This is a genomic window from Prosthecodimorpha hirschii, from assembly GCF_001305515.1.
GTDB classification, from domain to species: domain Bacteria; phylum Pseudomonadota; class Alphaproteobacteria; order Rhizobiales; family Ancalomicrobiaceae; genus Prosthecodimorpha; species Prosthecodimorpha hirschii.
In genome coordinates, this window is sequence record NZ_LJYW01000001.1 from 4594016 (window position 1) to 4615331 (window position 21316).

General features: G+C 69.7%; 19 protein-coding genes and 1 riboswitch. Of the genes, 10 read left to right on the forward strand and 9 right to left on the reverse strand.

Features of this window, described 5'->3' with window-relative positions:
* Positions 1-82: 82 nt before the first annotated feature.
* Entirely contained in the window at positions 83-1693 is a 1611-nt protein-coding gene (gene ctaD, locus ABB55_RS20205; protein ID WP_054360417.1) for a cytochrome c oxidase subunit I, read from the reverse strand.
* 79 nt (positions 1694-1772) lie between these two features.
* Complete coding sequence (gene coxB, locus ABB55_RS20210; RefSeq protein WP_054360418.1) at positions 1773-2654, reverse strand: cytochrome c oxidase subunit II; 882 nt, start codon at positions 2652-2654, stop codon at positions 1773-1775.
* Between the two features lie 686 nt (positions 2655-3340).
* Here coxB and ABB55_RS20215 point away from each other — a divergent pair.
* Together ABB55_RS20215 and ABB55_RS20220 are read left to right on the forward strand one after the other, a co-directional pair.
* Positions 3341-3838 (forward strand): invasion associated locus B family protein, encoded by a 498-nt coding sequence (locus ABB55_RS20215; RefSeq protein ID WP_054360419.1) that lies wholly within the window; start codon positions 3341-3343, stop codon positions 3836-3838.
* A gap of 109 nt (positions 3839-3947) precedes the next feature.
* Positions 3948-4556 (forward strand): pyridoxamine 5'-phosphate oxidase family protein, encoded by a 609-nt coding sequence (locus tag ABB55_RS20220; RefSeq protein WP_054360420.1) that lies wholly within the window; start codon positions 3948-3950, stop codon positions 4554-4556.
* Positions 4557-4632: 76 nt separating this feature from the next.
* Here ABB55_RS20220 and ABB55_RS20225 read toward each other — a convergent pair whose 3' ends face one another.
* Positions 4633-5232, reverse strand: coding sequence for a YqgE/AlgH family protein (locus ABB55_RS20225; protein ID WP_054360421.1), 600 nt, complete (start codon positions 5230-5232; stop codon positions 4633-4635).
* Positions 5233-5459: 227 nt separating this feature from the next.
* Here ABB55_RS20225 and ABB55_RS20230 point away from each other — a divergent pair, with 227 nt between their 5' ends.
* Positions 5460-6284, forward strand: a complete 825-nt coding sequence (locus tag ABB55_RS20230) for a protein-disulfide reductase DsbD domain-containing protein (RefSeq protein ID WP_054360422.1) — start codon at positions 5460-5462, stop codon at positions 6282-6284.
* A gap of 115 nt (positions 6285-6399) precedes the next feature.
* A complete protein-coding gene (locus tag ABB55_RS20235; RefSeq protein WP_054360423.1) occupies positions 6400-6879 on the forward strand; it encodes a peroxiredoxin in 480 nt (159 codons plus the stop codon).
* Between the two features lie 114 nt (positions 6880-6993).
* Here the strand turns inward: ABB55_RS20235 and ABB55_RS20240 are convergent, their stop codons facing one another.
* From ABB55_RS20240 to ispH, 5 genes are all read right to left on the reverse strand, one after another.
* Entirely contained in the window at positions 6994-7707 is a 714-nt protein-coding gene (locus tag ABB55_RS20240) for a hypothetical protein (RefSeq protein WP_054360424.1), read from the reverse strand.
* Between the two features lie 236 nt (positions 7708-7943).
* On the reverse strand, positions 7944-8888 hold the full coding sequence (locus ABB55_RS20245) for a diacylglycerol/lipid kinase family protein (protein ID WP_083463791.1): 945 nt from the start codon (positions 8886-8888) through the stop codon (positions 7944-7946).
* Positions 8885-9379, reverse strand: a complete 495-nt coding sequence (gene rnhA, locus ABB55_RS20250; protein ID WP_054360426.1) for a ribonuclease HI — start codon at positions 9377-9379, stop codon at positions 8885-8887. Before rnhA ends, ABB55_RS20245 begins: the two co-directional genes overlap by 4 nt.
* Entirely contained in the window at positions 9376-10341 is a 966-nt protein-coding gene (locus tag ABB55_RS20255) for a homoserine kinase (protein WP_054360427.1), read from the reverse strand. Before ABB55_RS20255 ends, rnhA begins: the two co-directional genes overlap by 4 nt.
* Positions 10342-10345: 4 nt before the next feature.
* Positions 10346-11353 carry a 4-hydroxy-3-methylbut-2-enyl diphosphate reductase gene (gene ispH, locus ABB55_RS20260; protein ID WP_054360428.1) on the reverse strand — a complete coding sequence of 336 codons (1008 nt, stop codon included), beginning with the start codon at positions 11351-11353 and terminating at the stop codon, positions 10346-10348.
* A 396-nt stretch (positions 11354-11749) separates the two neighbouring features.
* Here ispH and ABB55_RS20265 point away from each other — a divergent pair, with 396 nt between their 5' ends.
* The 5 genes from ABB55_RS20265 (at position 11750) to gcvPB (ending at position 17448) form a co-directional block, all read left to right on the forward strand.
* Positions 11750-12346: a hypothetical protein gene (locus tag ABB55_RS20265; RefSeq protein WP_054360429.1), complete on the forward strand. Its 597-nt coding sequence runs from the start codon at positions 11750-11752 to the stop codon at positions 12344-12346.
* Between the two features lie 283 nt (positions 12347-12629).
* A riboswitch (glycine riboswitch) is annotated at positions 12630-12746 on the forward strand.
* 196 nt (positions 12747-12942) lie between these two features.
* Entirely contained in the window at positions 12943-14106 is a 1164-nt protein-coding gene (gene gcvT, locus ABB55_RS20270) for a glycine cleavage system aminomethyltransferase GcvT (protein WP_054360430.1), read from the forward strand.
* Between the two features lie 12 nt (positions 14107-14118).
* Positions 14119-14487, forward strand: coding sequence for a glycine cleavage system protein GcvH (gcvH, locus tag ABB55_RS20275; protein WP_054360431.1), 369 nt, complete (start codon positions 14119-14121; stop codon positions 14485-14487).
* A gap of 7 nt (positions 14488-14494) precedes the next feature.
* Complete coding sequence (gene gcvPA / locus ABB55_RS20280) at positions 14495-15835, forward strand: aminomethyl-transferring glycine dehydrogenase subunit GcvPA (protein WP_054360432.1); 1341 nt, start codon at positions 14495-14497, stop codon at positions 15833-15835.
* Positions 15836-15855: 20 nt separating this feature from the next.
* Positions 15856-17448 (forward strand): aminomethyl-transferring glycine dehydrogenase subunit GcvPB, encoded by a 1593-nt coding sequence (gene gcvPB / locus ABB55_RS20285; protein WP_054360433.1) that lies wholly within the window; start codon positions 15856-15858, stop codon positions 17446-17448.
* Positions 17449-17631: 183 nt separating this feature from the next.
* Here gcvPB and ABB55_RS20290 read toward each other — a convergent pair whose 3' ends face one another.
* Entirely contained in the window at positions 17632-19206 is a 1575-nt protein-coding gene (locus ABB55_RS20290) for a hypothetical protein (protein WP_083463792.1), read from the reverse strand.
* 170 nt (positions 19207-19376) lie between these two features.
* On the opposite strand from ABB55_RS20290, the gene ABB55_RS20295 reads away from it, so the two are divergent.
* On the forward strand, positions 19377-21176 hold the full coding sequence (locus ABB55_RS20295) for a glucan ABC transporter ATP-binding protein/ permease (protein WP_083463793.1): 1800 nt from the start codon (positions 19377-19379) through the stop codon (positions 21174-21176).
* The last annotated feature ends 140 nt before the right edge of the window (positions 21177-21316 follow it).

Consider the following 21316-nt stretch of genomic DNA (forward strand, 5'->3'; position numbering starts at 1 on the left):
GGGCGCCGCGCCGATTGGGCTGCGGGGCGCGCCGGTGCGGCGGGCCGGCCGGGCCGCGAGGACCCGGCCGGCCGGTTCGGTCTCAGTGGGCGTCGCCCTTGATGCGGGGCAGCGTCTCGAACTGATGGAACGGAGGCGGCGAGGTCAGCGTCCATTCCAGCGTGGTGGCGCCGACGCCCCAGGGGTTGTTGCCGGCGACGCGCTTCTTCGAGAAGGCCTCGAAGATGCCGAAGAAGAACACCAGCGTGCCGAAGGCGGAGATGTAGGAGCCGATCGACGACACCATGTTCCAGCCCGCGAAGGCATCCGGATAGTCGACGTAGCGGCGCGGCATGCCCGCGAGGCCCAGGAAGTGCTGCGGGAAGAAGACGAGGTTGACGCCGACGAAGGTGAGCCAGAAGTGCGCCTTGCCGATGGACTCGCTCATCATGTAGCCGCTGATCTTCGGGAACCAGTAGTACCAGGCCGCGAAGATGGCGAAGACGGCGCCGAGCGACAGCACGTAGTGGAAGTGGGCGACGACGTAGTAGGTGTCGTGCAGGGCGCGGTCGAGGCCGGCATTGGCCAGCTGCACGCCGGTGACGCCGCCGACGGTGAACAGGAAGATGAAGCCGACGGCCCACAGCATGGGCACGCGGAACTCGATCGACCCGCCCCACATGGTGGCGATCCACGAGAAGATCTTCACGCCGGTCGGCACCGCGATGACCATGGTGGCCGCCACGAAATAGGCCTGCGTGTCGACCGACAGGCCGACCGTGTACATGTGGTGCGCCCACACGACGAAGCCGACGGCGCCGATCGCCACCATGGCGTAGGCCATGCCGAGATAGCCGAAGACGGGCTTGCGCGAGAAGGTCGACACGATGTGGCTGACGATGCCGAAGCCCGGCAGGATCAGGATGTAGACTTCCGGATGCCCGAAGAACCAGAACAGATGCTGGAACAGGATCGGGTCGCCGCCGCCCTGCGGATCGAAGAAGGTCGTGCCGAAGTTGCGGTCGGTCAGCAGCATGGTGATGCCGCCGGCCAGCACCGGGAGCGACAGGAGCAGCAGGAAGGCGGTGATCAGCACCGACCAGGCGAACAGCGGCATCTTGTGCAGCGTCATGCCCGGGGCGCGCATGTTGAAGATCGTGGTGATGAAGTTGATCGCGCCGAGGATCGACGAGGCGCCGGCGATGTGCAGCGAGAGGATCGCGAAATCCATCGCCGGGCCGGGCTGGCCGGAGGTCGAGAGCGGCGGATAGATCGTCCAGCCGCCGCCGACGCCGTTGCTGCCGGCCGGGCCCTCGACGAACATGCTGAGGACGAGGAGCAGGAAGGCCGGCGGAAGCAGCCAGAACGAGATGTTGTTCATCCGCGGGAAGGCCATGTCGGGGGCGCCGATCATGATCGGGACGAACCAGTTCGCGTAGCCGCCGATCATCGCCGGCATGACCATGAAGAAGATCATGATCAGGCCGTGGGCGGTCGTGAACACGTTGAAGGTGTGCGGATCGGAGAAGATCTGGATATGCGGCGACTGCAATTCCATGCGGATCGCCACGGACAGGGAGAGACCGATCACGCCTGCGATCATGGCGAAGATCAGGTACAGGGTCCCGATATCCTTGTGGTTCGTCGAGTAGAGATAGCGGCGCCACCCGGTCGGGTGATCGTGGTGGCCCGCGTCCGCGGCTGCATGAGCCATTGGTTCGCTCCTTGATCCTCTTCGCACGGGGCGTCCGCTGCTTCGGCGCCGCCGTCCTCGTCCCGTTATCGATGCCGGCTCAGCGCTGAGCCACCGCGGTGGTCTTCTCGTCAGCCTCGATCATGGCCGCCAGAACCTTGTTGGCGTCCGAGAGGCTCTTCTGCGCGGCCGTCGACCAGGCGGCATACTGCTCCTCGGTCACGACCTGGACGGCGATCGGCATCGCGGAGTGGTCCTTGCCGCACAGTTCCGAGCACTGGCCGTAGAACATGCCGGTATGGTTGGCCTTGAACCACGTCTCGTTGAGGCGGCCCGGATAGCCGTCGATCTTGATGCCGAAGGCCGGCACCGCGAGGGCATGGATCACGTCGGCGGCGGTGACCTGGACGCGGACGACCTTGCCGACCGGAACGACCAGATTGTTGTCGACCGCGAGCAGGCGCGGCTGCTTGACCGGATCCTTGCGGTCGGCATCGCCGAGCATGACCGAATCGAACGAGACCGGCTTGTTCTTGGCGTCCTTGAGGTCGGGATACTCGTAACCCCAGTACCACTGGTATCCGGTCGCCTTCACGGTGATGTCGACCGGCGGAATGATCAGCTCCTTGTAGAGCAGCCGGAAGGACGGGATCGCGATCAGGACCAGGATCATGACCGGCGCGACCGTCCAGACGACCTCGATCAGCGTGTTGTGCGAGGTCTTCGACGGGACCGGGTTGGCCTTGGCGTTGAACTTGACCATCACGTAGATCAGCAGCGCCAGCACGAAGAGCGTGATCACGGTGATGATCACCAGGGTGAAGCTCTCGAAGGCGCGAATATCGGCGTGGACGTCCGTGGCGGCGGGCTGCAGCCCCATCTGCCACGGCACCGGCTGCGCCGCCAGCGCCGCCCCGGTACCGAAGATCGCCGCGATCGCGAGGCCGGCCATCACGGCCAGGGTCCATGCGCTCTGCCGCATCACATGTCGGATCACGTCTCAGCTCCTTGCCCTTGACCAGCCTTCCGGCGGTCGAATTCCTGTTCTGTCGTTCGGCTCGTGCGGCAAGCCCGGTTCTGTCCGGCCTTGCGCTCTCCTTGAGCCTGCCCGCCCGCCTTCGGGATCACCCCGTACCGACCCCGCGCCGCCGGGGCTCTCCGGCGGCCTCCGGTCGACGGTGCGATGCGGCGCAAATTCGGTTGCACTGCGTCATTTTGTCGATGCCGGTTTGATCGAGATCAAGGCACGAAAACCAAAAGCACAGCCAGCCCCGCCCCGCAACGGGTCGACCGGCGTAATCGTGCGGCATTTTTGCTTCAGACACCGTAGCGTCCGGCGCCGCCTCACGAAAAAGCCTTGGTCCGTAGCCAGTTTCCCGTACGCCGCACCGCGGAATCCGGGAATGTCCCTAGTCGAAAGTACCTAGTGAAAGGGCCTGCCATTCGCAATCTGGCCAAGCCCGGCGCACTGAGGCAATTTGGCGACCATTGCGAATCTTCGGCGCGGACGGCTGTGCGACGCCGCAAGAATCGGCGGCATCGGAAGGCACCGGATCGACCGGACCGCCGGGATGCGGCGCGGCATCCCGGGATGCCGGCAAGAGTGGAGGGAATTCCGTGATCGAAGTTCGGTCGAACGTCTCTGGCCGATCCGCCCGGACCGCGCCGATGCGCCGCGCGCTTGCCGTCGCCGCGCTGATGCTCGGGGCCGCCGGCTGGGGCGCGCCGGCCGCCGCCCAGGGCGCCGTCAAGGGTCAGCATGGCGACTGGCAGATCCGCTGCGATACCCCGCCCGGCGCCAAGGCCGAGCAATGCGCCCTGATCCAGAACGTGACCGCCGAGGACCGGCCGAATGTGGGCCTGTCGGTGATCGTGCTGAAGACGGCCGACAAGAAGTCGCGCATCCTGCGCGTCCTGGCCCCGCTCGGCGTCCTGCTGCCGTCCGGGCTCGGCCTCAAGGTCGATCAGGTCGATGTCGGCCGCACCGCCTTCGTCCGCTGCCTGCCGAACGGCTGCATCGCAGAGGTGCTGATGGACGACAAGCTGGTCGAGCAGTTGCGCACCGGCAAGCAGGCGACCTTCATCGTCTTCCAGACCCCGGAGGAGGGCATCGGCATCCCGATCAGCCTCGCCGGCTTCGGTCCGGGCTTCGAATCGCTGCCCTGATCTGCAGGCGAGGCGGATCGACGCCTGCGCCGGAACGGGCTTGGATGGCCGCCCTCGTCCGGCGCGGCTCCGGCCGCTGCCGCATCCGTCCGAACCTTCAGGGATCGCCATGGCCCGCATCACCTCCGTCGACAGCCTGCGCGCCCTGTATGGGCCGACCCGCGAGCGCAGCGCGAAGAAGCAGCTCGACCGGCTCGACGCGCATTGCCGCCGGCTGATCGGCCTGTCGCCGTTCATGGTTCTGGCGACGACCGGGCCGGACGGGCTCGGCGACGTGACGCCGCGCGGCGACGCGCCGGGCTTCGTGACGGTCGAGGACGATCGGACGCTGCTGATCCCGGACCGGCCCGGCAACAACCGGCTCGACAGCCTGACCAACATCCTGGCCCATCCCGGGATCGGGCTCCTGTTCCTGATCCCCGGCATGGACGAGACGTTGCGGGTCAACGGCACGGCGGAGATCCTCGACGATGCGGACCTGACCGCCCGTTTCGCGATCGCCGGCAAACTTCCGAAGACGGTGCTGCGCGTCGCCGTGCGCGAAGCCTATCTGCATTGCGCCAAGGCGCTGATGCGCTCGCGCCTGTGGGACCCGGCGGTCCAGATCGACCGGTCGACGCTGCCGTCCATGGGCGAGATGATGCGCGACCAGATCGGCCTCGCCACGGCCGAAACCCAGGCCGAGATGCTGGAGCGCTACCGGGCGACGCTCTTCTGAGCGAAAGGCCTCCGATCGGCTGCCGGGCACGCCCGATCTGTGGCACGGACCCGGACGGTCCGGCCCGATCGCCGCCTCAGGCGTGGCCGGCTTCGCGCGACAGCATGCCGATATTGATGCCGATCTTGCGCAGGGCGCGGTCGTATTTGGTTTCCAGATCGAGATCGAAGATCAGGTCGGCATCGGCCTCGCAGTTCAGCCAGACATTGGATTGGATCTCGGTCTCCAGCTGGCCGGGCTGCCACCCGGCATAGCCGAGCGCCAGCATGGCGTCCGACGGTCCTCGGCCTTCCGCGATGGCCTTCAGGATCTCGAGCGTCGTGGTCAGCGAAACGGCGTCGTCGATCGTCAGGGTCGCATTCTCGATGAAGTAGTCGGCCGAATGCAGGACGAAGCCGCGGCCGGACTCGACCGGGCCGCCGTGATGCACGCGCATGCGTCGTGCGAGGGCCGGCAGCCGGATCTGGTCGGCCGCGGGAATCACGTCGAGCTGCACGAGGAGTTCGCCGAAATTGACCGGCGGCGGGGCGAGCTGATTGAGGATGATGCCCATCGCGCCCTCCGAGGAGTGCGCGCACAAATAGACCAGGGCGCGGGAGAACCGCTGGTCGTCCATGCCCGGCATGGCGATCAGGATCTGTCCGTCCAGATATTCCCTCCGGTTTGCGGAGGCCATGCTTGCACCCTCGTTTCGCGAACCGAAGTCTCCGCCCGAGGCGGGGCCGGCTCGAATGCATCGGCGCCCGGCACGACGGTCCCGTTGCGGTTCCCGGCGGGCGCCTCTCTTGCCATAAGAATAGCAGAGCCGGTCCCGACGGCAATCGCGGGCCGCGCCGATCGGTCTCACGTGATTATGAGCGGCGGGGCCGCGACAGGGGCGGGATCATTGCGTAAGACCGATCCATGAAGACCGCGATCCTGGCCGGACTCCTTTCCCTGCTCTTCGCCAGCGCGCCGGCGCGGGCCGGAAACGAGGCGCCGAACGGTGCCGAAATCCGCCTCCTGACCGGACCCATTCAAGGTGCTGCGGCCCAAATGGGGCTGGAGATCGCCCTGCTGCCGGGCTGGAAGACCTATTGGCGCTCGCCCGGCGATGCCGGCATTCCGCCGACCATCGAGACCGGCGGCTCGCAGAACATCGCCGGCGTCGAGATCGCCTTTCCGGCGCCGGAGCGCTTCGGCGAGGGGCTCGGCCAGAGCGTCGGCTATACCGCGCCGGTCGTGCTGCCGCTCGCCGTCCGCCTGGCCGATCCCGGCCGTCCGGCGCGCCTGGTCGCCAAGGTGATGATCGGCGTGTGCCGCGACATCTGCCTGCCGGTGGAAGTCGAGGTGGAGGCGCGGATCGATCCCAAGGCCCGGCCGGCCCCCGGCCAGGTCGCGGCGATCGAGGAGGCGCTGCGGCAGGTGCCGGTGCGCGTCGAAGGAACGGCGCCGCTTGCGGTGGCATCGGTCGCCCGCGAGGCGGCGCCGAAGACCGGAAACGGGCCTGAGACCCTGGTCGTGACCGTCGTCAGCGACCGGCCGGAAGAGCAGCAGGATCTGTTCGCCGAAGGCCCCGAGGGCTGGGCGCTGCCGCTGCCGGTCCGGCTCGACCGCGAGGGCGGCCGGACCCGATGGCGTGTCGCCCTCGAAGGCCTGCCGCCGGGCGCGTCGCCGAAGGGGGCCGCCTTGCGGTTCACCGTGGTGACGCCGGACCGTGCCGTCGAGCAGGCCTGGCGGCTGGATTGACCGGCCCCGCGCGTCCTGCAGCGCCGCTCTGCACTCGACGCCACCGGCGCGGCGCCCTAAGTGATTTCCCGCGGCCGCCTGCGTGCGGACGACCATCATCAGGGGGACCATCCGCATGACCATCGCCGTCGGCTCGGCGCTGCCCGAAGCCAAGTTCCGCATCATGACCGACGAGGGCGCGGTCGACCGCACCAGCGACGAAATCTTCAAGGGCCGGAAGGTCGTCCTGTTCGGCGTGCCGGGCGCCTTCACGCCGACCTGCTCGATGAACCACCTGCCGGGCTTCCTCGACAATCTCGATCACTTCAAGGCCAAGGGCGTCGACGAGATCGCGGTGGTCGCCGTCAACGATCCGTTCGTCATGGCCGCCTGGGCGCGCCATACCGGGGCGAAGGACAAGATCCTGTTCCTCGCCGACGGCAATGCCGATTTCACCAAGAAGCTCGGTCTCGAGATCGAACTCGGCGTGATGGGCCTGCGCTCCAAGCGCTTCTCGATGATCGTCGAGGACGGCGTCGTGACCGCCCTCAATGTCGAGGACAGCCCCGGCACGGCCGAGGCCTCCGGCGCCGCCCGCCTGCTGCAGCAGCTCTGAGCCCAAATCCCGCATGCCTCCGGCCGGACCGCGCGTCCCGCCGGGGGCGTGCCCCTGCGCTGCGGCTCAGGCCGCCGCGTTCGGCCCGGACCTGTGGCCCGACCCGCGCCGCCGTCAGTCCTCGCAGGATTCCTTGATCTTGTAGCGGGCGATGATCTTCTCGCCGATTTCGTTGCGGGCTGCGTTGCCATCGGACGCGGGCTGGTCCGGCGCATGCAGGACGCAGTTCCGCCAGCCGTAGCTCAAGAGATCGATCCGGTATTTCGTATCGTCGCCGGCGCGGTCGGCGAATTCCTTGCGGCAGCGGGCCGGCGAGGCATTGTCGGCGCACGAGGCGGCCGAGAGCGTTTCCAGCGCCTTGGCCTTCGGCACCCGTCCCGCCAGGGCGTCGATATAGAAGGTGCATTTCGGTTCGGTCGTGAAGCCGTTCAACTGCGCCGGATCGGTGAAGCCGCGCAGTTCGGCGAGGCTCATCCGGCAGGACAGCTCGGTCTCTGCGCGAAGCTGGTCGCGCGCGGCCTCGACCCCCGGGACGGCCAGGAGTTTCAGGCGACCGATCTCGTCGAGCTTCGCCTTGCAGCTCTGCTCGGCGGCGGCGATCTGCTTTTGGAGTCTGGCCGGATCGGGCTGGTCGAAGAGGTCGGGGACCGGGGCATCGAACAGCAGACGGAGCGTGTCGCGCAGCTGGGTCTCGTTCACCTTGGCGGGGTCGAAGCGCAGCTTGTAGGAGCAGGCGCCCGTGCCGTACTCGATGGTCTTGGAGGCGGCGAGGGCCGGCGTGGCGGCAAGAGCGGCCAGCAGGGCGGTTGCGATGGCTCGACCGGTCATGGGTTGCGGCCTTCCTGCGTGCGAGACATGGTCACTCAGTGTAGCCTACCGCATCTCTGCGACAAATGACGCTGGAGCATTTTCCCGATTGGATGCAAGCGTCCAATCGATAGGCAAATGCTCCCGATTCAATGGCTTGAGCCGGTCCACTTCGGTCGGATCTGTTCGATCCGATTGGAACAGGCTCCCGGTCCGGACTCCGGCTGACCGTCGCCGCCGCCCGGCCTCTGCGGCCCTCACGTCCGGGGTCCGGCCTCCGGCACCACCACGCGCAGGATCTCCGCCACGGTCTCGACCGCGACCGGCGTGAAGCCGAAGGCCTCGCCGTCGATCTGCACCGGGACCGGCGCCGCGGCATCGATGCGGCATTCGGTGACTGGGATCACCAGGGCGATCGGCGAGCGGTCGAGCCGGCCCAGGATCAGCGCCGCGCCGGCGCGAATCAGCGACCAGGGATCGTCCTTCAGGAGCGCGACCAGATGCAGCCCCGGCCGCGTCGTGCCCGCGCCGGGCGCGATCCGGAACGGGCCGCCATAGTGGATCGCCTTGGCGACCACGGCGAGGCGGCAGCGGATCGCGCGGCCGTCGGCGACGACCGTCAGGTCGGGCTGGTTGCGCCGGGCGAAGCCGCGCCGGAACGCGGTCGCCACGAAGGCCAGTTGCTTCCAGCGGCGCTTGGCCGCCGGATCGACCGCGTGCACCACGTCGGCGTCGAAGCCGGCCGAGACCATCAGCATGAAGGCCCGGCCGTTGGCCCGCCCGGTATGGAGCGGCGCCGTGCGGCCGGTCGCGACCGCGGCGGCGATGCGGGCCGGGCGGGCTGAGAGGCCGAGTTCGTAGGCGAGCACATTGGCGGTGCCGGCCGGGACCAGCGCCAGATGCGGCCGCGTGCCGGGCCGCGCCAGCAGACCCGCGACCGCCTCGTTGATGGTGCCGTCGCCACCCGCCGCCAGGATCACGTCGGCGGTCGTGGCGGGATCGGCGGCAATGCGCTCCAGATCGCCGGGCGCCGCGGTCAGGCGCGTCTCGGTCTCGATGCCGCGCGCCCGCAGCGCTTGCGCGACGGCGGCGATGCGGCCCGCCCGGTAGCCGCCGGCGGCCGGATTGGCGACCAGGAGGGCGCGCTGCCGCCCGGTCCGCCCCAAGGCCTCGCCCATGGCCGCCATCTCGCTTCGTTTCATCGCGCGCCGTCCGGTGCCCGGCGCCGCGCCGGCAGGAAGGGCTGCATGCCCTCGCGGGCGAGCGCATCGGCGCGCTCGTTCTCGGGATGGCCGGCATGGCCCTTGACCCAGTGCCAGACGATCTCGTGGCTGCCGAGCGCGGCGTCGAGGCGCTGCCACAAATCGGCATTCTTGACCGGCTTCTTGTCGGCGGTCTTCCAGCCGTTGCGCTTCCAGCCGTGGATCCAGCCGGTGATGCCGCCGCGCAGATAGGCCGAGTCCGTGTAGATGTCGATCCGGCACGGCCGGCGCAGCGCCTCGATCGCCGAGATCGCCGCCATCATCTCCATGCGGTTGTTGGTGGTGTCGGCCTCGCCGCCCTTCAGTTCCTTCTCGCGCCCGTTCCAGCGCAGGATGGCGCCCCAGCCGCCGGGACCCGGATTGCCCGAGCAGGCGCCGTCCGTGTAGATCACGACGCCCTGGCCGGCCGTCTCCGCATCTGCGTCGCTCATGCTTCGAGCCCATAGCCGGAGGGGTCCGCGACCGTGCGGTGGAAGCGCAGCTTGCGCAGATATTCGAGCGGGTCCTTGGGCCGGACCAGGGCGCCGGGCGGCACGTTCAGCCAGTCGTAGAGCCGGGTCAGCAGGAAGCGCAGGGCCGAGCCGCGGCAGAGCAGCGGCAAGGCGGCGCATTCCGCGTCGGTCAACGCGCGCAGGCCGGTATAGCCGTTCAGCATCGCCCGGCCCTTGGTCAGGTTGAAGCTGCCGTCGGTCTCGAAGCACCAGGAATTCAGGCACACGGCCAGATCGTAGGCGAGAAAGTCATTGCAGGCGAAGTAGAAGTCGATCAGCCCCGACAGCCGATCCTCGAGAAAGAAGACGTTGTCGGGGAAGAGATCGGCATGGATCACCCCGCGCGGCAGGTCGGTCGGCCAGGCGGCCTCGAGCGCATCGAGCTCGCGCTCGATCTCGCCGGCGAGGCCGCCGAACACCGTGTCGGCCTTCGGCTTGGAGCGTTCGTAGAGGGGACGCCAGGCATCGACCGTCAGCGCATTGCGGCGCGTCAGGGCGAAATCGGCCCCGGCCAGGTGGAAGCGGGCGAGCGCCGCGCCGACCGCGCCGCAATGCTCGGCGGTCGGCCGGCGCACCCAGACGCCGTCCAGGAAGGTGATGATCGCCGCCGGCCGGCCGGCGAGCGTGCCGAGCGCCGCGCCGGCGCGGTTGCGCACCGGCAGCGGGCAGGTCACGCCACCCCGGGCGAGATGCTCCATCAAGCCGAGGAAGAAGGGCAGGTCGCCCGGATCGACGCGCTTCTCGTAGAGCGTCAGGATGTAGAACCCCCGCTCCGTGTGGAGCAGGAAGTTCGAGTTCTCGACGCCTTCCGCGATGCCCTTGCAGGCGAGCACGCGGCCGATGTCGTAGGCGGCGACGAACCGCGCGAGATCCTCGTCGGCAACTTCGGTATAGACGGCCATGGTGCTACTCGGCCGCGGGGGGAAGCGGGCGGCGTCCGGTCTCGGACGGTGCGTCGGCAGTGTCCCGCAGGCCGCGCGGCAGGTTGAAGGTGATCGATTCGTCGGCGGTGCGCACCGTCTCGACGGTGATGGCGTAGCGTTCGGCGAAGGCGGCGATGACCTCGTCGACCAGCAGATCCGGCGCCGAGGCGCCGGCCGTGATGCCGACGCGCCTGAGGCCGGCGAAGCGCGTCCAGTCGAGTTCGGTGGCGCGCTGGATCAGGACCGCGATCGGGCAGCCGGCCCGCTCGGCGACCTCGCGCAGGCGCTGCGAGTTCGATGAGTTCGGCGCGCCGACCACCACCAGCCCGTCGACCTCCGGGGCGATCCGCTTGACCGCCATCTGCCGGTTGGTGGTGGCGTAGCAGATGTCTTCCTTGTGGGGCGCGCGAATGTCCGGGAAACGCGCCTGCAGGGCCTCGACGATGCCATGGGTGTCGTCGAGCGAAAGGGTCGTCTGAGTGGTGTAGGCGAGCGGCTGGCCGGGCGGCGGGGTCAGCGCGGCCACGTCGGCGATCGTCTCGATCAGCGTGACCGCCCCCTCCGGCAGCTGTCCCATGGTGCCGATCACCTCCGGATGGCCGGCATGGCCGATCAGCAGGACGTGGAAGCCGCGCCGGTGATGCACCTCGGCCTCGCGATGCACCTTGGTGACCAGCGGGCAGGTGGCGTCGAGATGGAACAGGTTGCGCGCCCGGGCGTCGGCCGGCACGGATTTCGGCACGCCATGGGCGGAGAAGATCACCGGCTGACCGGTCGCCGGGATCTCGTCCAGTTCCTCGACGAAGACCGCGCCCTTCTGTTTCAGGCTGTCGACGACATAGCGGTTGTGGACGATCTCGTGGCGCACATAGACCGGCGCGCCGTAACGCTCCAGCGCCAGTTCGACGATCTGGATCGCCCGGTCGACGCCGGCGCAGAAGCCGCGCGGCGCGGCGAGCAGGATCGTGAGCGGCGGTTTCGCGTCGGCCATGGGTCTCGGAGCGTGGTTCGATTCGCGGGCCGGCCTTCGGGGCGCGCGCGCCCCGGCCGATCGGGACCGGACGCGCCCCGACCGCTGGTTCTGCGGAATAGAGGGAGACGGGGGCGGCAAGTCAAGGGTGCCGGGCGGCGTGCGCACCCGGTCCGGCACCGCACCGGGCCGCACCCCGGGGGGCGGCGGGATCGACGGTCGGCTGCCCACGATCGGCAGGCTGCCTCGATTTCGCCACGCCTTGGGGACAAGCGGGGTCCGCGTCGGGCCGCCCGCCGCGCCCGCCGGGTCGCGGCCGCCCGGCGGCCCTGAAGAACTCCGAGGCCCTGACCCCCGTGACGGCTGCACCGGGCGGGGCTATAGGTCTCGGCGACTGATCCACCCGCGAGAGGTTCGATGTCGACTCCCATCCGTTTCGCGCCTATCGCCGCCGGGCTTGCGACCGCGCTGCTTCTCGCCGGATGCGGCGGCACGATGGACTCGATCGGCACGACGCTGCTGAGCGGGACCAAGACCGACGGCGCCGAACTCGACGGCGAGGCGATCAAGGCCCGCCCGGTCTGTCCGCTGGTCGAGATCCGCAGCGGCACCGAGACGCTGCCGCTCTACGAGACCGGCAAGCAGGGCAATGCCGACTTCCTGCGCTTCCAGATCAGCGTCCAGCGCGTGGCGCGCGAATGCGACATCAATGGCGAGACCATGTCGGTGCGCGTCGGCGCGGCCGGCCGCGTCGCCGCCGGGCCGAAGGGCGCCACCGGCAAGGTGCAGGTCCCGGTCCGGATCGCCGCCGTCAAGGGCGACCAGGTGCTCTATTCCCGCCTGAACACCGTCTCGGTCGATGTCGGCGCTCCGGACTATTCGGCGCTGTGGTCGGCGGTCGACGAGGCGATGACGCTGCCGGCCAACATCACCTCCGGCGTGACCATCTATGTCGGCCTCGACGACAAGCCGGAAAAGCCGGCCCCGAAGGGCAAGAAGCCGAAGGCGGGCTGAGGGCCGGGCCGGCGAGCCGACGGGACTGCGGACCGGCGTGCCCGACGGCCGGGAGACCTCCGGCGCCGTGCGGCCGCGGGCCGCTTCGGCGCGATCCGGGCGGAGGACGCGCCCCGCCGATGCGGGGTCGCCGCCCAAGCGCGCTTGAAATTCAGGCGCTTGGCGGCGCCCTGCCGAAAAGTTCGTCCCTATGGCGAATTGACGCACCGGCGGTTCCGACCTAAGGTCAAGGCCGTCGGGCATGACGCGACTCGACGGCTGGAGCGGCACCCCCGCTTGAGCCCACGCCCCCGCGGGAGAGCCCGGAAATCCGCCGTGGATGGAAGTCCGCATCGGAAGACCGGCACCGAAGGAGAAACCGCCCCGGAAACTCTCAGGTCCCGAGGACCGCGGGGGGCGAGCGACGCTCTGGAAAGCAGCCGCCGGCAACCGGTCGTCGGCTCACCGAAGGAGTAACCGACTGACGCGTGGCTGATTGGAGAGCGCGCGCCGGCCGGGAAATCTCTCAGGTCATCGGACAGAGGGGGCGCGACGGTTGTCGGCGGCATAGCTCCGCTTGCGGCCGCGCGGCCCAACGCGCCGGTCCGGACCCTGGAATGAGCACCGAACAATCTGTCGATTCGCGCGAGTCTCTCGCCACCCTTCCGCTCGTCACGCCCCTGCATGATCGCCATGTCGCGCTCGGCGCCCGCATGGTGCCCTTCGCCGGCTACGCGATGCCGGTGCAGTATCCCGCCGGCATCATCGCCGAGCACAAATGGACCCGCGAGCATGCGGGACTGTTCGACGTGTCGCATATGGGCCAGGCCGCGCTGATCGGCCCCGACCACGCGACCACCGCGGCCGCCCTCGAGGCGCTGATCCCCGCCGACATCCTCAATCTCGGTCTCGGCCGCCAGCGCTATTCGCAGCTTCTCACCGACGACGGCGGCTGCATCGACGACCTGATGGTCCAGCGCGGCCCGGATGCGGCCGACGACGGCCGCCTCGGTCTCGTCGTCAATGCCGGGCGCAAGTCGGTCGACTATGCCCATATCGCCGCGCGCCTGCCGGGGAATGTGCGGCTGGAGACCTATCCGGAGCGCGCGCTCCTCGCCCTGCAGGGACCGGAGGCGGAAGCCGTCATGGTCCGGCTCGGCGCGGCGAGCGCCGCCGGGATGGCCTTCATGGCGGTCGGCACGGCGACGCTCGCCGGCATCGCCGTCGAGGTGACGCGTTCGGGCTATACCGGCGAGGACGGCTACGAGATCTCGGTGCCGGCGGGCGACGCCGGCGTGCTCTGGGACGCGCTGCTGGCCGACCCTTCAGTCAAGCCGATCGGGCTCGGCGCGCGCGACAGCCTGCGGCTCGAAGGCGGCCTCTGCCTCTACGGCCACGAACTCGACGAGACGGTCAGCCCGGTCGAGGCCGGCCTCGTCTGGTCGATCCAGAAGCGCCGGCGCGAAGGCGGCGGCTTCCCCGGTTTCGCGCGCATCCGCGCCGAGATCGCCGACGGCCCGAAGCGGGTCCGCGTCGGTCTCCTGCCCGAGGGCCGCGCCCCGGCCCGCGAGGGCACCGCCATCACGACCCCGGACGGCCGTCCGGTCGGCATCGTCACCTCCGGCGGCTTCGGACCGAGCCTGAACGCCCCGGTCGCCATGGGCTTCGTCGAACCCGCCTTCGCCATGCCCGGCACGGAACTCGCCTTGATCGTGCGCGGCAAGCCGCTCGCCGCGCGCGTCGCCGCCCTGCCTTTCGTCCCCAACCGCTTCAAGCGCTGACGGAGCCGTCCCATGACCCTCTACACCAAAGACCATGAGTGGATTCGCATCGACGGCAACATGGCCACGATCGGCATCAGCCAGTATGCCCAGGCCCAGTTGGGCGATGTCGTCTATGTCGAGCTGCCCGAGACCGGCAAGGCGATCGACAAGGGCAAGGAAGCGGCGGTGGTGGAGTCCGTCAAGGCGGCCTCCGAGGTCTATGCCCCGATCGCCGGCACCGTCTTCGAGGTCAATGCCGCGCTGACCGACAATCCGGCCCTCGTCAACGAGGATCCGGAAGGCGAGGGCTGGTTCGTCCGGCTGCACGTCCCGCAGGGCACCGATACCGGCGACCTGATGGACGAGGCGACCTACAAGGCCTTCCTCGAGACGCTGTGAGGCCGCGATGCGCTATCATCCCCTGACCGCGACCGACCGGGCCGAGATGCTCGCCCGCATCGGCGTCCCCGCCATCGACGCGCTGTTCGCCGACGTGCCGGCCGACAAGCTGCTGACCGACCTGATCGACCTGCCGCGGATGCGCGGCGAACTGGAGGTCGAGCGGCTGATGGGCCGCATGGCCGCGAAGAATGTGCCGGCCTCGTCGGTGCCCTTTTTCGTCGGCGCCGGCGCCTACAAGCACCATGTCCCGGCGACGGTCGATCACCTCATCCAGCGCTCGGAATTCCTGACCAGCTACACGCCCTATCAGCCGGAAATCACGCAGGGCACGCTGCAATATCTGTTCGAGTTCCAGACCCAGGTCGCGGAACTGACCGGCATGGAGGTCGCCAACGCCTCGATGTATGACGGCTCGACGGCGACCGGCGAGGCCGTGCTGATGGCTCACCGGCTGACCCGCCGCAACAAGGCGGTGGTGTCGGGCGGGCTGCATCCGCAATACCGGGCCGTGGTCGAGACGCTGTCCGATATGGCCGAGGATCGCGTCCAGGCCCTGCCGCCCGATCCGCTCGGCACCGAGGACATTCTGGCGGCGATCGACCGCGATACCTCCTGCGTCGTCGTGCAGTCGCCCTCCTTCTACGGGCACCTGATCGATCTCGCCCCGATCGCCGAGAAGGCGCATGCCTGCGGGGCGCTGCTGATCGCGGTCTTCACCGAGGTGGTCAGCCTCGGCCTGATCGAGCCGCCCGGCCGGCAGGGCGCCGACATCGTCGTCGGCGAGGGCCAGTCGATCGGCAACGCGCTCGGCTTCGGCGGCCCCTATGTCGGCCTGATGGCGACGCGGCAGAAGTTCCTGCGCCAGATGCCCGGCCGGTTGTGCGGCGAGACGGTCGACGCGGAGAACCGGCGCGGCTTCGTGCTGACGCTGTCGACCCGCGAGCAGCATATCCGCCGCGACAAGGCGACCTCGAACATCTGCACCAATTCGGGCCTGTGCTGCCTCGCCTTCACGATCCACATGACGCTCCTCGGCAGCGCCGGACTGGAGCGGCTGGCGCGGCTCAACCACGAGGCCGCGATCAAGCTTGCCGACGCGCTCGGTCGCGTGCCGGGCGTCCAGGTGCTGAACGACGGCTTCTTCAACGAATTCACCCTGCGCGTACCGGGCGATGCGGCCGCCGTGATCGAGCGGCTGGCCGAACGCGGCATCCTCGGCGGGCTCGCGGTCTCGCGCCTGGAGCCGGGCCGCGGTCTCGACGACCTGATCGTGGTCGCCGCGACGGAAGTGAACACCGACGAGGACCGTGCGGCCTATGCCGAGGCCCTGGCGGCCGTGATCTGAGCCGGGAGAGGACGAACACCATGCTGAACGACCAGGGTCGCCCCACCCGTCCCGAGGGCGCCGCTCCTGCCGAAGGCACCCCGGCGGCCACGCCGTGGACCTTCACCGGCAACCGCGCGCTGCGCGTCGAGGAGCCGCTGATCTTCGAGATCGGCCGCGCCGAGACGACCGGCGTCGACCTGCCCGCGCCCGACGGCCTTGCGCCGCGGCTCGGCCGGCTCGCCCGCAAGGCCGCGCCCGACCTGCCCGGCCTGACCGAGCCGGAGGCGATGCGCCACTATGTGCGCCTGTCGCGCTCCAACTATTCGATCGATACCGGGCTCTATCCGCTCGGCTCCTGCACGATGAAGCACAATCCGCGCCTCAACGAGAAGATGGCGCGGCTGCCGGGCTTTTCCGACGTGCATCCGCTGCAGCCGGTCTCGACCGTGCCGGGTGCGCTCGACGTGATCGCCGATCTGGGCGGCTGGCTGTGTCGGCTGACCGGCATGGACGCGGTCGCGATGAGCCCGAAGGCCGGCGCCCATGGCGAACTCTGCGGCATGATGGCCATCAAGGCCGCCATCCGCGCCCGCGGCGAGACCCGCAACGTGGTGCTGGTGCCGGAATCGGCCCACGGCACCAACCCGGCCACGGCCGCGCTGATCGGCATGACGGTGCGCGACGTGCCGGCGCGCGCCGACGGCACGGTCGATGTCGAGGCCGTCAAGGCCCTGCTCGGGCCGGACGTGGCGGCGATCATGCTGACCAACCCGAACACCTGCGGCATCTTCGAGCCGGAGGTGGCGGCGATCGCCGAGGCCGTGCATGCGGCCGGGGCCTATTTCTATGCCGACGGCGCGAATTTCAACGCCATCGTCGGCAAGGTCCGGCCGGGCGATCTCGGCGTCGACGCCATGCACATCAACCTGCACAAGACCTTCTCGACGCCGCATGGCGGCGGCGGGCCGGGCGCCGGGCCGGTGGTGCTGTCGTCGCGCCTCGCCCCCTTCGCGCCGCTGCCCTTCATCCGCCTGGACGCCGGCCGGCCGGTGCTGGTCGAGACCGAAGCCGGGACCGCGCCGGGCGAGACCCCGTTCGGTCGCATGACCGCGTTCCACGGCCAGATGGGCATGTTCACCCGGGCGCTCGCCTACATGCTCAGCCACGGCACGGACGGCCTGCGGCAGGCCTCGGAGGATGCGGTGCTGGCCGCCAACTACGTGCGCGCCGGCCTCGCCGACCTGATGACGCTGCCCTTCCCGGACCATCCGTCGATGCACGAGGTGCTGTTCGACGACGGCTTCCTCAAGGAGACCGGGATCACCACGCTCGATTTCGCCAAGGCGATGATCGACGAGGGCTACCATCCGATGACCATGTATTTCCCGCTGGTCGTCCATGGCGCCATGCTGATCGAGCCGACCGAGAGCGAGTCCAAGGCGAGCCTCGATCTGTTCGTGGCCACGCTGCGCGACCTCGTCCTGTCCGCCAAGCGCGGCGAAACCGAGCGCTTCACCCAGGCGCCGCGCTTCGCCCCGCGCCGCCGCCTCGACGAGACCCGCGCGGCCCGCTCGCCGAAGCTCCGCTGGGAGAAGCCGAAGCCGTGGACGGCGGCGGAGGCGGCCGAATAGGCCGCCCGTCCGACAAGTCCCCGCAGGGTGCGAAAGTGAACGGCGCGCAAACGACCGGGTCTGCGCGCCGGCGCTCGCGCCGCTAAGCATCATCCGATCTGTAGGGATCGGATGATGCTTAGCATGTTTTTGTTTGCGCAAGCTTTCTCCGATCAGAGCGGGTCGCTCTAATCGGACCTTGCTCTATGGGATGCGCTTGTGCACCACGGCGACCTCGTCGGCAAAGATGCGCTGCCAGCCGGGCAGGTGGTCGAGCAGCGCCGCCGCCGGCTGGTCCGGGCGCAGCAGGGTCCAGCCGATCCGGCTGTCGGAGAGCACCTTTTCGAGCGTGCCCGGCGTTGAGACGCCGGTCGCCGCGACATAGGTGGTCAGCCGGTCCGGGCCGTAGAGCTCGGTGCGGCCGTCGATATAGGTCGGGATGCCGCGCGTGATCAGCGTCCCACCGAACTCGTATTCGTTGAAGACCTGGCCGGTGACGCCGGCCGCCTTGGCGGCGTCGAGGGCGGCGATCGGCAGGAGATCCGGCCGCGTCGTCAGGGCGCCGAGCGCGGCCATGCCGGCGAAGGCGAGCGCGGCGAGCGCGGCCGCGCCGGTCGCCAACAGGCCGAAGCCGGAAGCCCGCCCGCCGGTCTCGGCGCCATCCATCCGATCCCCGCCCATCCGATCCCCGCCCATCCGATCCCCGTCCATGCGTCCCGCGCCGGCGCGCTCCGCGATCGGCTCGATCAGGATCAGCGGGGCGATCAGGCCGAGCATGGCGAGATGGCGCTCGTGCGAAACCGCCATATCGAGGAGGCCGATCAGCAGCGCGACGCGGATCGGCGGCAGCCGGCCGGGCGACAGCACCAGGGCGGCGATGCCGGCCAGGATGGCGATCTTGCCGCCGCTAAGCTTGCCGAGGTCGGTCGGTGCCCATTCGGCCACGAAGGCGGCGGCACTGCCGAGCCCGAGCACCTTGCCGGCGGCGAACAGCGCGCCCGGTCCGTAGGCATGCACCATGGTGGCGGCCGGGGCGAGCACCAGGATCAAGACCCAGCCGAGCGCCGTCTCGGTGCGCCGGCTGGCGGGCGCGCGCAACAGCGCCTCCAGGCCGAAGGCCGGGATGAGGGCGAGGCCGAGCAGGTAGGAGCCGTGCAGGTTGGCCCACAGCGCCATCAGGATGGCGGCGAAGGGGCTCGGCGCGCGGCCGTCCTCGGCGGCGCGCATCAACAGGATGGTCCAGCCGATCATCACCGGCCAGGCCAGCACATGCGGCCGGGCGAGCGTGTGGCCGGCGACCAGCGTGAAGGCGGCGGCGGCGATCAGCGCGGCGATCGCCGGCGAAAGGCGCGTCGCCGCCTCGCGCGCGATCAGCGCCAGCGCGAGGGCGGCGGCTGCGGCGGCGGTCAGCGCGACCAGTGGCCAGCCGCCGGCGCGGTGGGCGGCCGCCAGGATCACCTGCGACAGCCACTCCTTGGCGATCCAGGGCGATCCGGCCAGCGTCCAGGATGCGGTGTCGACGGTCGGGAAGCGGCCGGTCTCCAGGATGCCGGTGCCGACGAAGACGTGCCAGAGCGTGTCGGCATCCTTCAGGAGCGCCGCGCCGCGCACGGTCAGCACGATCAGGGCGACGAAGAAGACCAGCGTGCCGAAGAAGCGCGGCGGTACCCGGCGGGCCGAAGCGGGCGCCATGGTGAGGGCGCGCTTCGCCCAGGCCAGCACCGGCGAGCGCTCGACGAGCCCGCCGCCGTTGCCGAGATGAAGGGAACTGTCGGTCATGGAACCCTGCCGCTCGCCGTGGATCGTGGCGATCCTGGCATGGCGGCCTTCACATCCCGTGAACGCCGGCGGCCGGCCGGTGCCGTCGACCGGTGCCGGCGCGCTGCGAATTGCGTATAGGAACGGAAGGGCCGGCCGGATCGCCGCGCCCCCGAGAGACGGCGGTCGAAATGCCCTTCCTGAAGATCTATGCCCGTGCCATCCAGCTGCTCGGCCCGGAGCGCGGCTTCGCCTTCGCGCTGACGGCGACCGGCATCGCGCTCGCCTTCCTGCAACTGGCCGAGCCGCTGCTGTTCGGCCGCGTCATCGACGCGCTGTCGACCGGCAAGCCGGCCATGGAATTGGTCGGCCTGTGGGCCGGCTTCGGCTTCGCGGGCGTGGCCGCCAACATCTTCGTCGCGCTGCATGCCGACCGCATCGCCCATACCCGCCGGGTCGGCGTCATGAAGCAGTTCTTCGAGCATGTCGTCGCGCTGCCGGCCGCGTTCCATTCGCAGGCCCAGTCCGGCCGCCTGATCTCGATCATGCTGTCGGGCGCCGACAACCTGTTCGCCTTCTGGCTCGCCATGTTCCGCGAGCACCTGACCTCGATCGTGATGCTGATCGTGCTGCTGCCGACCGCGCTGTGGATCAACCTCCACATGGGCCTGCTGCTCGCCGCCCTGATGGTGATCTATGTCGGGCTGAGCGCGCTCGTGGTCACCAAGACCCACTACGGCCAGGCCGAAGCCTCGCGCCACCATGCCGAATTCTCCGGCCGGGTCGGCGACGTGATCGGCAACGTCACGGTGGTGCAGAGCTTCGTCCGCCTGGCCGAGGAGACGCGCGCGCTGCAGGGCGTGATGAACAACCTCCTCCGGGCGCAATTGCCGGTGCTGACCTGGTGGGCCCTGACCACCGTGATGACGCGCGGCGCGGCGACCATCACGATCGTGTCGCTGTTCGCGCTCGGCACCTCGCTGCACCAGCAGGGCGCGATCACCGTCGGCGAGATCGTCAGCTTCATCGGCTTCGCCACCGCGCTGATCGGCCGCCTCGACCAGCTGACCTTCTTCCTGTCCCGCCTGGTCTTCGAGGCGGCGGCGATGCGCCAGTTCTTCGACGTGCTCGACCAGAGCTCGACCATCGTCGAGAAGCCGGGCGCGACCGATCTCGCGGTCACCGCCGGCCATGTCGTCTTCGACCAGGTCAGCTTCCGCTACCCGGGCTCCGACACCGGCATCACCGACATCTCTTTCGAGGCCAGGCCCGGCGAGACCGTCGCCATCGTCGGGCCGACCGGCTCGGGCAAGTCGACCACCGTCGCGCTGCTGCAGCGGGTGCGCGATCCCGATCGCGGCCGCATCCTGATCGACGGCCAGGACATCGCGGACGTGAAGGTCGATTCGGTGCGCCGCGCGATCGGCGTGGTGTTCCAGGATCCGGGCCTGTTCGACCGCTCGATCGCGGAGAACCTGCGCATCGGCAAGCCGGATGCGACCGAAGCGGAGATCCGCGAGGCGGCCCGGCTGGCCGAATGCGACCACTTCGTCACCGGCAAGCCCGGCAGCTACGACTTCCGTGCCGGCGAGCGCGGCCGGTCGCTGTCCGGCGGCGAGCGCCAGCGCCTCGCCATCGCGCGCGCCATCCTGAAGAACGCACCGATCCTGATCCTCGACGAGGCGACCAGCGCGCTCGACACCGAGACCGAGGCCCGCATCAAGCGCGCCCTGGAGCGCCTGTCCGAGGGCCGCACCTCCTTCGTCATCGCCCATCGCCTGTCGACCATCCGCTCCGCCGACCAGATCCTGTTCATGGAGGCCGGCCGGATCGCCGAGCGCGGCACCTTCGACGAGTTGGTCGCCCGCGGCGGCCGCTTCGCCGACCTGGTCGCCGCCGGCAGCCTGGACGGCGACCCGCAGGCCCAATCCCTCGAAAGCCAGTACCGCGACGGCCTCCTGACCCACGCATCCGGCGAGTCCGAGCGATAAGGAGATCCCGAGCGGGAACATGGATTGGCATGCCGGCATCGTCTGGAGAAAATGTTCCCGCTCGGGAACAAGGCTCCTGGCGACAAGCACCATGGCGCCTGCAGGCCGTCCCGTCGCGGGCGCCGACCATGTCGCATCGC